The sequence below is a fragment of the Candidatus Thiodubiliella endoseptemdiera genome (assembly GCF_964212635.1).
In the GTDB taxonomy this organism is placed as follows: domain Bacteria; phylum Pseudomonadota; class Gammaproteobacteria; order PS1; family Pseudothioglobaceae; genus Thiodubiliella; species Thiodubiliella endoseptemdiera.
Window position 1 is genome coordinate 283287 of the sequence record NZ_OZ156463.1, and the last position, 13678, is coordinate 296964.

The 13678-nt window shown below is 37.2% G+C and carries 15 protein-coding genes; 1 reads left to right on the forward strand and 14 read right to left on the reverse strand.

Going from position 1 to position 13678, the window contains the following annotated elements; translation table 11 throughout:
- Nucleotides 1-9 precede the first annotated feature (9 nt).
- The 14 genes from ilvN to AB8525_RS01620 all read right to left on the reverse strand — a co-directional run bounded on the left by ilvN (nucleotide 10) and on the right by AB8525_RS01620 (nucleotide 12848).
- Nucleotides 10-492 (reverse strand): acetolactate synthase small subunit, encoded by a 483-nt coding sequence (gene ilvN / locus AB8525_RS01555; RefSeq protein WP_369178196.1) that lies wholly within the window; start codon nucleotides 490-492, stop codon nucleotides 10-12.
- On the reverse strand, nucleotides 489-2222 hold the full coding sequence (gene ilvB, locus AB8525_RS01560) for a biosynthetic-type acetolactate synthase large subunit (RefSeq protein WP_369152066.1): 1734 nt from the start codon (nucleotides 2220-2222) through the stop codon (nucleotides 489-491). Before ilvB ends, ilvN begins: the two co-directional genes overlap by 4 nt.
- Nucleotides 2223-2309: 87 nt before the next feature.
- A complete protein-coding gene (gene lpxC, locus AB8525_RS01565) occupies nucleotides 2310-3221 on the reverse strand; it encodes a UDP-3-O-acyl-N-acetylglucosamine deacetylase (RefSeq protein WP_369152067.1) in 912 nt (303 codons plus the stop codon).
- Between the two features lies 1 nt (nucleotide 3222).
- A complete protein-coding gene (gene ftsA / locus AB8525_RS01570) occupies nucleotides 3223-4470 on the reverse strand; it encodes a cell division protein FtsA (protein WP_369152068.1) in 1248 nt (415 codons plus the stop codon).
- Nucleotides 4470-5426: a tRNA dihydrouridine(20/20a) synthase DusA gene (gene dusA / locus AB8525_RS01575; protein ID WP_369152070.1), complete on the reverse strand. Its 957-nt coding sequence runs from the start codon at nucleotides 5424-5426 to the stop codon at nucleotides 4470-4472. The genes ftsA and dusA overlap by 1 nt, the downstream gene beginning before the upstream one ends.
- Complete coding sequence (locus AB8525_RS01580; protein ID WP_369178198.1) at nucleotides 5426-5791, reverse strand: type II toxin-antitoxin system VapC family toxin; 366 nt, start codon at nucleotides 5789-5791, stop codon at nucleotides 5426-5428. Before AB8525_RS01580 ends, dusA begins: the two co-directional genes overlap by 1 nt.
- Entirely contained in the window at nucleotides 5788-6018 is a 231-nt protein-coding gene (locus AB8525_RS01585; RefSeq protein ID WP_369152073.1) for a hypothetical protein, read from the reverse strand. Before AB8525_RS01585 ends, AB8525_RS01580 begins: the two co-directional genes overlap by 4 nt.
- Before the next feature lie 120 nt (nucleotides 6019-6138).
- Nucleotides 6139-7872 carry a hypothetical protein gene (locus AB8525_RS01590; RefSeq protein ID WP_369178200.1) on the reverse strand — a complete coding sequence of 578 codons (1734 nt, stop codon included), beginning with the start codon at nucleotides 7870-7872 and terminating at the stop codon, nucleotides 6139-6141.
- Between the two features lie 232 nt (nucleotides 7873-8104).
- The gene (locus AB8525_RS01595) at nucleotides 8105-8380 is read right to left on the reverse strand and encodes a hypothetical protein (protein ID WP_369178202.1); all 276 of its coding nucleotides are present in this window, start codon (nucleotides 8378-8380) and stop codon (nucleotides 8105-8107) included.
- Between the two features lie 15 nt (nucleotides 8381-8395).
- Nucleotides 8396-8635, reverse strand: a complete 240-nt coding sequence (locus AB8525_RS01600) for a hypothetical protein (RefSeq protein WP_369152080.1) — start codon at nucleotides 8633-8635, stop codon at nucleotides 8396-8398.
- A 41-nt stretch (nucleotides 8636-8676) separates the two neighbouring features.
- The gene (locus AB8525_RS01605) at nucleotides 8677-9147 is read right to left on the reverse strand and encodes a CinA family protein (protein WP_369178204.1); all 471 of its coding nucleotides are present in this window, start codon (nucleotides 9145-9147) and stop codon (nucleotides 8677-8679) included.
- Nucleotides 9144-11639 carry an aminopeptidase N gene (pepN, locus tag AB8525_RS01610; RefSeq protein ID WP_369178205.1) on the reverse strand — a complete coding sequence of 832 codons (2496 nt, stop codon included), beginning with the start codon at nucleotides 11637-11639 and terminating at the stop codon, nucleotides 9144-9146. Before pepN ends, AB8525_RS01605 begins: the two co-directional genes overlap by 4 nt.
- Nucleotides 11640-11649: 10 nt before the next feature.
- A complete protein-coding gene (locus AB8525_RS01615) occupies nucleotides 11650-11808 on the reverse strand; it encodes a hypothetical protein (protein WP_369152086.1) in 159 nt (52 codons plus the stop codon).
- A 17-nt stretch (nucleotides 11809-11825) separates the two neighbouring features.
- Nucleotides 11826-12848, reverse strand: coding sequence for a class I SAM-dependent methyltransferase (locus AB8525_RS01620; protein ID WP_369178206.1), 1023 nt, complete (start codon nucleotides 12846-12848; stop codon nucleotides 11826-11828).
- Nucleotides 12849-12933: 85 nt separating this feature from the next.
- On the opposite strand from AB8525_RS01620, the gene AB8525_RS01625 reads away from it, so the two are divergent.
- Nucleotides 12934-13653, forward strand: a complete 720-nt coding sequence (locus AB8525_RS01625) for a pteridine reductase (protein WP_369178208.1) — start codon at nucleotides 12934-12936, stop codon at nucleotides 13651-13653.
- The last annotated feature ends 25 nt before the right edge of the window (nucleotides 13654-13678 follow it).

The window sequence follows — 13678 nt, forward strand, 5'->3', positions numbered from 1 at the left end:
AATTAATATTTAATATTCTCTTTTCTGACAAACGCCGGTAACGCCTGTTCTTGAAACTTCTAAAATTTTACTCACATCAAGCGATGCTAAAAAATCATCTATTCTTTGACTTTTACCTGCTATTTCAACAGTATAAGTATTTTCGCTGACATCAACTATCTTGCCCGCATACTCATCAATATGCTGGTCAATATCCGCTTGTGTACTTGGTTCTACATTAATTTTAACTAACATCAACTCGCGTTCAATATGTTCAGTTGCCGTCAAATTAGTCACCGTCACCACATCAATTAATTTATTCAATTGCTTAACGATTTGCTCAATAATATCTTCATCGCCAATACTCACAATCGTCATTCGTGACAGCGTTGCATCGTTAGTAGGTGCTACCGTCAATGATTCAATATTAAAGCCGCGCGCTGAAAACAAACCTGATACTCTTGACAATGCGCCTGATTCATTTTCTAATTGTATTGAAATAATGTGCTTCATACTAAATTCAATCCTTTATCATTTGTTGATGCCATTTCATCACGCCCCGCTAGCAACATCTCATGATGTCCTGCACCCGATGGAATCATTGGAAATACATTTTCAGTTGGGTCGGTCAAAATATCTAAGAATACAGTTCTGTCTTTTTGTGCAAAAGCCTCTTTTAAAGCAGGCATTAAATCTGCTTCTTTCTCAACTTTAATCCCTATGTGTCCATAACTTTCAGCCAATTTGACAAAATCAGGCAACGCATCCATATATGACATTGAATAACGCTTATCATAGAAAAATTCTTGCCATTGTCTTACCATTCCTAAGTAACCATTATTCAAATTAATAATTTTAACGGGGGTGTCATATTGTAACATTGTTGATAATTCTTGCAACATCATTTGAATACTGCCCTCACCTGTAACACAAGCTACATCTGAATTCGGTTCTGCGAGTTTCGCCCCCATCGCTGCTGGCAGACCAAAACCCATCGTGCCTAAACCACCCGAATTAATCCAGCGACGCGGCTTATCAAATGGGTAATATTGTGCTGCCCACATTTGATGCTGACCAACATCAGAAGTTACAATCGCCTCGCCCTTAGTTACTTCATACAAAGCTTCAATCACACTTTGTGGCTTAATTACTCCAGCTTTGGTTTGGTAAGCCATCGAATCAACTGCTCTCCACTCATTAATTTGCCGCCACCACGCACTGATATCCGCTAATTTTTTACCTTTTAAACCTGTTGAAAGTGCATTTAATGCATCTGTTACTTGCCCAATAATTGCCACATCCACACCTACCGTTTTGCCCACCGAAGAAGGGTCAATGTCAATATGGATAATTTTCGCATACGGACAAAATAAGTCTAAGTTACCAGTAATACGATCATCAAATCGTGCACCCACTGCAATAATACAATCCGCATCATGCATTGCCATATTGGCTTCATAAGTGCCATGCATACCCAACATACCCAGAGATTGTTTATCCGTGGCAGGATACGCACCCAACCCCATCAAAGTCTGTGTGATTGGAAATCCAGTATCGCGTGTCAGGGCGATAAGCTCTACATCGGCATTGCCAATCACACTACCGCCACCCGAATAAATAATCGGCTTTTTTGCCTGTATAATTAACGCAATGGCTTTATCAATTTGACTACTCTCAATCTTGATTTCAGGTTGATACGAACGCATATTAATGGTTTTTGGATAACCACCAAACTCAATATCATCAATAGTAGTATCTTTGCTAATGTCAATCAGTACAGGTCCAGGACGGCCTGTGGTAGCAATGTGAAAAGCTTTTTTAATAACAGTTGCTAAATCACCAATATCAGTAACTAAAAAATTGTGCTTAACGCATGAACGGGTAATACCCACTGAATCTACTTCCTGAAAAGCATCATTACCAATCACGGCAGAAGATACCTGTCCAGAAATCACCACCATCGGAATAGAATCCATATGTGCGGTGGCAATACCCGTAACAGCATTCGTCAAACCAGGCCCTGAAGTAACCAGTGCAACGCCACATTTGCCACTAACGCGTGCATAGCCGTCTGCCGCATGTACAGCACCTTGTTCATGACGCACTAGAACATGATTGATTTCCTTGCAAGCATCCAGTGCATCGTAAATATGCAACACTGCACCACCTGGATAGCCAAAAATGTACTCCACACCTTCGCTTTGAAGGCATTTAACCAATATTTGAGCACCATTTAATTTCATTTGCTTCTTTTAAGTCGAAAAAAAATCTAGATTATACCCTAAGGATGCCATTTGTATAGATAGGGATGATTAGCAGATTCTCGCTCTCTATAAAGAATTTTGCCAATCTTCTGAATAGAATTGAATTGGCGAGTTTTCAATTTCAAAAGTTTCAATTGCCCAAGCTTCTGGCTTTTTAAGAATAGTAGACAACAACCTGTCATTGAGTAAATGCCCTGTTTTATAGCCCTCATAATGCCCAATCAAACTGCCGCCAAGCAAATACAAATCACCAACAATATCCAAAATCTTATGCTTCACAAACTCATCTTCATAACGCATTCCATCTTCATTCAGAATATCATCATCAGTCAGGGCAATCGCATTATCCATACTCGCGCCCATTGCCAATTTTTTGGCTTGTAGCATTTCCATATCTTTCACATAGCCAAAAGTTCTGGCTCTTGAAATCTCTTTAAGATACGATTTTTGTGCAAAATCAATACTGAGTTTTTGCCCACTTTCTCTGACTTTCTTGTGATTAAAATCAATTTCAAGACTAACTTTAAAACCTTCATAAGGAGATACTTGTGCCCATGAATCGTTATTTTCCACTCGCACTGTATCTTTAATCACAAAGAATTTTTTAGACTCATTTTGTTCTTCAATCCCTGCTGATTGAACCAAGAAAATAAATGGTGCTGATGAACCGTCCATAATTGGCACTTCAAATGAGTCCAATTCCACTAAAATATTGTCAATACCCAACGCAGAAAATGCACTCATCAAATGTTCAACTGTGGAAACCTTGACACCTCCATTTTCAATACTGGTTGACAACACCACTTCATTCACAAACGCATTGTGTGCCTTGACAATTTTTCCGCCTGCATCCATACGCTTAAACACAATACCATGATTACTTTCTGCGGGAATTAGCGTCATATTTACCATATTGCCGCTATGGATACCGATACCGCGTGCTTTGACAGATTTTTTGACTGTTCTTTGCTTTATCATTTTAAAATTTCCTTCCCATTTCCTTGATTTTACTCATAATTGATGTTTTATTGATAGATTGTTGTTCTTCAAGCCCGCGTTCATCGTCATTAAACAATAATAAACCGAGTGCACAAGCGTATTCTAGTGATGATAAATTTTCATGTGCAGGAGGCAAGACAATTAAATCAGTATTCACACACCCAATTTTAGTTCTTCTAGTAAAACAACTCAACATTAAATCCGCACAGCCTTTAATTTTTACACCACCACCTACCAAAACAAAACCTGAATTAAGTGAACGATAAATTTTTTCATCTTCTAATTTACTTTTAATTAACGCAAATAATTCTAAATAAGATTCTTCAATCACTTCAACGAGTGAACGATGCGATAAGTAATATTGTCTATCGTCATTTTCTTGTTTAAATGGAATCAATTTGTCACCTATTAGAGTTTTGGCTTGCGCCCGTCCTTTGTATATTTTTAGACGCTCTGCCTCTTCAAAAGAAGTCTTAAACGCATTAGCAATGTCATTCGTTACCCTGTCAGAACCTTCTGGGATCACTGCACTATAACAAATACCGCCACCTTTAAAGACAGACAAATCCATCACTCCAGAGCCAATATCTACTAAGCAAACTCCATCGTCTTTTTGTTCTTGGGTTAAATACGGCTCACTACTTGCCATTGAACTGGGCACCAAATTGAGTGCTTTTTTGTCATTGCGTTCAAGCCCTCTTTCAATATTTTTGGCCTTTTGTTCAGAAGCAACCACAATATGCATATTCACTCCAAGCGTTTCTGCTCTTTCACCAATCGGATATTGAACAACAACCCCTGAACTGTGCTCATCTTTGTTCAAAACATAATGATGTGTTACGCTACTAATTAGTCGGCCTGCTTTTCCTGCTTTTCCTGCTTCAGCAGTTTTGATAATGCTTTTGACATCTCCTTCTTTTACTTTGCCACTTTCCACATGTTTGTGTGGGTTGACATTAAACACTCTAATGTCTGAGTCTGAAATATTCGTCACCGCGCCATCAAACTTCGTATTACAACTTAAACAAGCCTTTTCTCCCACGGCTTTAATGGCATTAGCCACTGCCTCTATATCAACAATTTCACCCTTGTGGACACCTGCAGACTTGCCTCGTGCTTGACCAAAAACTTCTAATCGTCCGTCCTTTTCATTCGCAAGCAAAACCACAATTTTACTACTGCCAATATCAATACTGACGATGTAATGTCCATCATTATTTTTTGGCATTATAAAGATTCCTCCACAAAAGCCAACCACTCATACAAATGCCCTAACTCAACCGTTTTGCCACTTAACAACTGCTTAAACCTCCTAGCATTCGGCTGCCCGTGATACAAACCCAAAATATGCCGAGTCATTGAGCGAATTGGCACCCCTTGTTCGCTCTGCTTTTTCATATAGTCAATGAACTGTAATAATACTTGTTCACGCAGCAAAATGTCGGTTTTTTTGCCATAAATCCGCCCATCCACCTCACTCAACAAATACGGCTGATGATATGCCACCCTACCCAACATTACACTATCAACTTTTTCCAAATGCACTAACGCACTATCCATACTATTAATACCACCGTTAATCCCAATCATTAAATGCGGGAAATCTTTCTTAATTTGATACACCCATTCATAATTAAGCGGTGGCACAGTGCGATTTTCTTTGGGACTCAGCCCCTTTAACCACGCCTTCCTCGCATGAATCACAAAATTATTGCAACCCGCATTCTCCACCTGAGTAATAAAATTAACCAACTCATCATAATGCTCCATATCATCCACACCAATACGCGACTTCACACTTACAGGAATATCACTCACCTGACGCATCGCATCCACACACTGTGCCACCACCTCTGGCGTTTGCATTAAACACGCCCCAAAACTGCCCGATTGCACCCTATCCGATGGACAACCAACATTGATATTAACCTCATCATAACCCCAATCTTGGGCAATTTTAGCACACTGCGCCATCTCATCAGGCTCACTCCCGCCGAGCTGTAACACCAATGGATGCTCCGCCGCATCAAAATCAAGCAAGCGATTCTTATCCCCATAAATAATTGCCTTAGTCGTTACCATCTCACTCCACAACTGCGTCTCTTTCGATAGTAATCTATGAAAATATCGACAATGGCGATCCGTCCAGTCCATCATCGGTGCTACTGAGAATTTATGCGTCATTACAATAACATTAACTCAGGTAAATATTGAAAGTCCTTAATATTATAAGTCCAAAGCGTCGCTTTTGCCTTGATACAACTCGCCGAAATGAGTGAATCCGGTATGTCTAAATGATGACTTTTGGCGTATTTAATAATCAATTCATTTGCCAAATAAGATGAATTTTTATCCGTATAAAGAATTGTAAACTGATTAACAAAAGCCAATAATTTTGTTTTTTCCTTATTGTTTCTTGCGCCTACAATCAACTCCATTACACTAATAGATGACACGCAAAAAGTAGCATTTAAAGTAGAAAGTCGTTTAATGGTTTCTGTGTTATTCTTGGTAATTTCGATTAAAACATTGGTATCTAAGCAAATCATTTACCCTTGCCCCAAGCCTTACTTCGTAGCGATTTTTGGCTAATATTATAATCACTCCACATTCCCAAAACATCCGAAACATCAATATTGTTAGTCGTCGCCTCCCGCTCAATTTCTGTTCGCAATACATCACGAATATAAGCAGAAGTACTTTGACTTTTCCGCACCGCCATTTGTTTCACTTGATTGAATAAATCTTGTTCAAAATAAATCTGTGTTCTATGCATAACACCCCTCTTGTATTTTATACATCAGAATTATACATCATTAACGCTTAACTTTTTCTCAAATATCGCCAACCAATAAAACTCATTCGCAGATGCACTTGTTGTTGAACATAAACCCCCTCATAATTTTCTGCTGTATTTTCTAAAGGCTTGAATAGTTTGGTGAATGAATAAACCCTCAATAATTCTGAAAGAAAAATCAATCGTATAACTCCAAAATCCCCAGCACTCCCCTGCTATAAATTCTGTTTTATGGGTTGGGTTTAAAAATTCAAAAAAATTCTGCCAATATTCAGAATTGTAGCCATCAGAAAAACTGCAAAGTAGTAAACCATAAAACACAATAGAGAAAATTATCAATAGCCAGACAGGTCTCCACCAATTCAAGCCAAATTCATTTGTCCAATAATTAAAGGCTAAAGTTATTCTATCTATACTCAATAACCCGTTATTCTTAAGTGTAATTTTTCTGTGTTCTTTCATTTCTTGAGTGTAAAAAACTAAAGCTTCTTGCTGGTCATTGTTTCTTATCATTACATTTTTTAAGGTTCTGTATGTATCTCGCTTTTTAGCAATCCTAGTACTAGAATTAAACATTTCATATGCAATCTTACATATTGATTCTTTATTTTTTACCCTTACTTTAATATCTTCAAATCCGTATTGCCCAACTTCTATTTCTCGCTCCCATTGCACATTTGTATAATCCACTTCCGGAAAAATATTATCAAACATTATTACTCTAGCAAATGAGTCTAACTTAACACTCTGAAAATCAGTTTTACCTATAGAAGTGTTGTCAATTTGAAATTCCTCATTATTGCTTGTTTCGTCAATATCTTTTCTTTTTAAAATATTAATTTTATAAAGTTTAAACTTGCCAATATTTCTAAAATTAGTCAACTTAAAATTTTTAAAATGGCAATCGCCAATATTCAATTCTGCATTTTTCGGTAAGCGTAAATTAGATAATTCAAAGTTTTCAACCTCCAAAAAACCAATTCTTAAATAATCACTTTCATCAGCATTACAATTAATTAATTTGAGAGATTTTAACTTTGTTTTGTTGTTTTGTTGCTCTTCATAATCACCCTCTTCCACACTACGAATTTTTAATTTTTTACCAAAATAACAGTCATTAAACAAAAAATCAGTTTTATCATTATAAGAAAGATAAAGTTCTTGATTATCTTCAAAAGTGCAGCCATTAAAAATTATTTCGCTACCAAAATTATTATCAAGAAAATTATTTTGATTGTCATTAAAAATATTCTTTTTGATAATGGCATTATTGATTTTTAATTGCCCTTCAAATTTACAATAATAATTAAATTGAGATTGTGATAAATCGTTAATACCTTTGTATTCTGCTGACTCAAATACTACATCTTCTTCAAAAGTGCAATGAGCATAAATTACATTGTCTGCATTTTTTAGTAACTTGTAATCAAATAATGACCATTTGTTATGAAATTTACACTCATCAAAAAATACTTCTTTTTTTAATTCCAACTCTCTACCATAAAAATGGCAACAATCAAAATATATTTGTTGTATCTGGTCTAACAACCTAATATAGTTGTTTCCTTGATAATCTGGTCTTGGAAAGTATATGTTCTTTAAATAAATAAAAGTATTAACAGTCTCTTTAGATATAACAGTCTCTTTCTCTTTAGATATATATATTTTTAACTCTTTAATAAATTCATCTCTTTCACTAGGAAACCCTTGGTAATGATGACCATCAGTCGATTTTCCACAATGCAAAATACACTCTTCATGAGGGGGATATATTTCTAAATCACACCCATTAACGCTACATCTTTGCTCAGAAACTTCTGTTTTATCTGTCATTTTATATGTTCTTGTATTTTTTAAAGTGCCTCGTTCCCAAACTCCTGCTTGGGAGCAAAAGTAAAACTACCGCCAAGGTGATACCGCAAGCCTTTGGCAAATTTGGCAAGGGGGTAAATTTTATCACACTATGACCTCGTTCCCAAACTCTGCTTGGGAATACAACTCCTAACACCAAAGAAACGCACCCAGGTAGGAGCAGCTTGGGAACGAGGGATATGGTTTTGTCTTGTTAAAAGTTAAACGAGTGATAAATATGGATGTTGAGAGTTGAAATGCTTTCGTAGTGCGGGGTTCTAACCTTGTACCCAAAAGATATAAGGTTATATCTAAAAGATATAAGATTAAATCTTTTAGATATAGGGAGACCTTTGCATAAATAGGGATGATTAGCAAAATGACAGATTTTATTAAATTGGAAATTTTTTAAATCCACTCCTAGCAGGGCTAAGGGTGTTTTTAAAAAGTTTGTAATTTGATGAAAGATGGCGTTTTGATGATTATTCATATTTATGCAAAGGTCTCATAAGTTGAATTTTTTCACAAATTCATCTTCTGTAATATAGTCATCCTCAGCCAAAATCTCTAAAATCTCTTGCTCGTCTTTAGCTTCTAGCACTAATTGTGCCTTTACACTGTCATTCGTTTCTTTTGCTAAATAAAGACTTAACCCCTCGCGGACAATTTGAGAAATAGATTTCTTGCTCACAAAACTATGTGATCTAGCTTGTTCGTAAAGCGATTCGTCAATAGTTAAATTCAATCGATGCATGGTTTTCTCCTATAAGTGATGTATTAACATATTTACATTATAATGCATTGCAACTGTTTTTGTAAAACATCAACAACAAATGCAACACTCTGTTCAACCACGCTGTATCTATCACCACTAAAATATTGAGTAGTAATGCTACACTCACCCAAAATACAAAACCCAAAACACACAGTGCCCACAGGTTTGTCTTTTGTCCCGCCTGTCGGTCCTGCAATGCCGGTGATGGAGACACCAATATTAGCCGATGAGTTTTTGATAACACCTTGCACCATTTCTAAGGCGGTTTGTTCGCTAACGGCACCGAAATTTTTAAGGGTGTTTGCATTGACACCGAGCATATCCATTTTGGCTTGATTGCTATAAGTAATAAAACCCCTGTCAAAATAGACGGATGAACCATTTTCACTGGTGAGTAAGGCGGATAAATTGCCACCTGTGCAGGATTCTGCTACGGCGATGGTGAGTTTTTTTTCGGTGAGTAGTTGGATTAGTTTCTTCACTTTAGGGCGGCTTGGACAATTTCAAAAATGTCTTTTGATAAGTCTTTGGTGTTTAGAATTTTTTCTAATTGTTGCTTTTGTAAGGCCTTCAATTCGGGTGTGTGGCGTTTCCAGTGGTTGTAAACGGCGACTAATCTGGCACCCACTTGAGGGTTACTGGCATTGAGTTGGATGATAATATCGGTGAAAAATTCATAGCCTGCCTGATTGTGAAAACGGGTGTAGTTTTGGGCGAATGTGCCGACAACTGCATTCAGGCGGTTTGGGGTGTTGAATGAGAATAGTTCGTGTTGCATCAATTCTTTAATGACTTTGATATTGCATAGTTTACTGCCTGCTTGGACTGAGAAATATTTGTCCATTACTTGCGTATCGTCTTTGAATTCTTGGTAGAAATCGGCTAATGCTTGTTGACGGTATGGATTGTCGCTGTTTAATAAAACCCTGAATGCTGAAATTTTGTCGTCCATACAGTTGGCTGATTGAAATTGGCTGTGTGCGATTTTCGTATCTTCGGCTAAATAAAATAGGCAGATGTTTTTTAAGGCTCGTTGTCCGACGGCTATTGAGGTCAGTTTGTAGGCTTCGTTGGTGTTTAGTGATTGGTATAAATCAAGTAGGCGTGGCAAAAATCGGGTGCGGATTTTTTGGATAACTTGTTTGCGTTTGTTGTGAATATCAAAAACATCAATGATGCTTTGGCTGTTGTGTAATGCACGCTCTGTTGGCAAAGTGAGCAATTCACAAACTAGAGATTGGTCGTCTGTTGTGTTTATGACAGATTCTATTGCGTTGAAAAATAGTGTTTCATCAACTTGCTCAGGATTTAATATTAACGATTGCCAAAGTTGCTGTGCGTTGTCCCATCGACTAAAACTGTCGGTGTCGTGTTGGACTAAAAATATTTTTTGCTCAAAAGTCAGTGTATCAGTGAGTTTAATTGGTGCAGAAAAACCACGCAACCATGATGGCGTCGGCTCTGAGTGTAAGTTTTTAAAAGTGAACGATTGTTTTTTGTCTTTGATTGTCAACACCCCACTTTCTAATTCATTGCCCGATTGGTCTAATAAGGCAAAGGCGAGTGGTAAGAAATAGTTGCCCTTTTGGGTAATGGTTGCAGTGTAAGTGCCGTCGTTATATTCTGTTGCAATATTGAGTTCTGGTGTGCCTGATTGTGAATACCAATGGGCAAACTGGGTAAAATCAAAGTCGTTGGCATCACGCATTGAGGCAACAAAATCGTCGATGCTGACTGCTTGTCCATCATGGCGTTGAAAATATAATTTCATTCCCGCCTGAAAGCCTGACTCACCAAGAAAAGTGTGCATCATACGAATAATCTCAGCCCCCTTTTCATAGACGGTTACGGTGTAAAAATTATTCATTTCAATATAACTTTCAGGGCGGACTGGATGCGACATTGGCCCTGCATCTTCGGCAAATTGATAGGTGCGAACTATATCGACATCTGCAATGCGTTTGATGGAACGAGCGTGTAGGTCGGCGGTAAATTCCTGCTCTCTGAATACTGTTAAACCCTCTTTTAAACTGAGTTGAAACCAGTCTCGACAAGTAACACGATTACCCGTCCAGTTGTGGAAATATTCATGCCCGATGATAGCCTCAATGTTAATGAAATCAGCATCTGTCGCTGTTTTTGTATTGGCTAAGACGCAGGAAGAATTGAAGATATTTAGCCCTTTGTTTTCCATTGCCCCCATATTGAAATCATCAACGGCAACAATCATATAAATATCCAAATCGTATTCCAAGCCAAAGCGTTCCTCATCCCACTTAAAAGCGCGTTTTAGTGCCTGCATTGCAAATTCTGTTTTGTTAATATTGTGCGCTTGGACATAAATTTTTAAGGCAACTTCCCTACCTGAAAGCGTTGTATAAATGTCTTCCAAAACAGAAAAATCCCCTGCCACCAAAGCAAATAAATAACACGGTTTGGGGCTTGGGTCATGCCAAGTGGCTTTACCATTAGATTGACTGACTAAATTACCGTTACTTAATAATATCGGATATTTATCGTGATCGGCAATAATGTGCGTGGTAAAGACGCTGAGCACATCGGGACGGTCGAGATAATAAGTGATTTGACGAAAACCGTGTGCTTCACATTGTGTGCAAAAATTGCCACTGGATTGATACAAACCATTTAGACTAGTATTGGCTTCTGGATGAATTTTAGTTTGAATCTCTAACAAAAATTTTTCTGGTAAATCATTTAGTGTCAAACCCTCTTTACTCACTTGATAATTAGGTTTTGTGCCATTAACTAAAATGGAAACCAACTCTAAATCTATGCCATTTAAGAACAAACCACCCTTGGTGTCAACGCTCAACGGGTTTTGATAAAAATCTATCTTGGAATAAACAAGGGTTTCATTTTCACTTAACTGAAATTTAAGTTCTGTGGTGTGAGTTAAATAAGGACTGGGCTGATAGTCTTTACGATAGATGGGCTGGGGCTTTACTTGTGTCATAATTCTTTTTTTAATCCGTCTTATAGAGACCTTTGCATAAATAGGGATGATTAGCAAAATGACAGATTTTATTAAATTGGAAATTTTTTAAATCCACTCCTAGCAGGGCTAAGGGTGTTTTTAAAAAGTTTGTAATTTGATGAAAGATGGCGTTTTGATGATTATTCATATTTATGCAAAGGTCTCTTATAATTTATACACTAAATTTTGTTCTTTAAAACCTTGTAATTCTACTTGTTTATTTTTACTAAGTGTCAATACTTTAAAACTCTCACCCATTGCACTGGGCAATACCAATAATTTGACTTGTTGTGCTAATAAGGCGCGTTTTTTCTCATCTTTTTCAGCTAATAAATATTCGTCAATGCCAAGAGAAATTAAAAACATTGCTTGTGTAGCGTAACCTTCGACGGAGAAACCGCTGTTTTTTGCTTGGTCAGCGATATCTGAAAAATTTACCGAAGTAGTGATATCCTGTTCGCCGATATGTTCAAACGGATTATCATTTGCTTTGTGCTGATAATAACATTGTAAAGTGCCTGCACCCCGTTGTGGATGAAAATATTCATCTCGTCCCATTCCGTAGTCAATCAGCAACACCACGCCTTTATCTATAAAATTATCTAAACTGCTAATCCACGCCATCGCTCTTTCATTAACTTCAGTGGTGTAGCCTTGCTCAACACCGATGGGCAACTGCATTTTGTCGTTTCTATAAGGGGCTAGGAGTTGCCACATTAATTTATTATTTTGACAATTAACGCCTAATTCTACAAAATCGTTGTCTTTTTTAATTAAGCGTTTGGCGGGCATTGCATCTAAAACTTCATTAGCAATTACCGTGCCTGAAAAATTATTGGGTAAACTACTGAGCCATACCACCCTGTCTAACAATTCTGGCAAGGTTTTATTAATCGTGTCTTTTTGTCTTTGTTGCAACTCGGCACTGAGTTCCAATATGTAATATTTACGAGGTAGTTTATTCAATCGTCCTAATTCAAATAAAATTTGTGACGCTAAAATTCCACTGCCTGCACCGAATTCTAACAAATCATCATCGCCTTCTAATATTTGAGCACATTGCCGTGCTAAGCAAAACCCGAATAAATCTGAAGTTTCGGGAGCAGTGATAAAATCCCCCTGCTCGCCGAATTTCTGCGAGCCGCCCATATAATATCCTTTGGCAGGATAATAGAGTGCTAAATTCATAAATACATCAAACCCGATAGGCTCAGATTTTTGTATAATAGTATCTTTAATTATTTTTTCTAATGTCATCGAAAAATCATTTTATATGAAAACAGCACTTATTACAGGCGGTGCATTGCGTATTGGTGCACAAATTACCAAAACACTACATGCACACGACTACAATATTATTATCCATTATCGCAATTCAGATAAGGAAGCACGGGCATTGGCGGATACGCTCAATCAAGTGCGTACTGACTCTGTAAGCCTTCTACAAGCAGAATTGTCCGATATTCAAGCAGTCAAAATATTAGCAAATTCTATTGATAATTTGGATGTATTAGTCAATAATGCGTCAGTTTTTTACCCAACACCAATGCAAAATGCCAGTGAAGAAGATTGGCAAAAAATTATGGATACCAATGTAATGGCGCCATTTTTCTTATCGCAATCTTTGTCTGCCACTCTGTCAAAAAATCAAGGGTGTATTATTAATATCGTTGACATTCACGCACAACGCCCTTTAAAAAATCACGCAATTTACAACATTTCCAAAGCAGGAATAATGATGATGACACAAACCTTAGCTAAAGAATTAGCTCCTGATATTCGCGTTTGTGGTGTTGCCCCTGGTTCGATTTTGTGGCCAGAAAATAAAGTAAAATTAAATGATGGGCAAAAAAATAAAATACTGAATAAAATTCCACTCAACAAGCAAGGTTCGCCAAAAGACATTGCTAATGCAGTTTTATTTCTAGCTAATTCCTCTTATATTACAGGACAAATTATCTCTGTTGACGGCGGACGCACATTAAATCAATAATTATGCTATAATACAAAAACTTGCA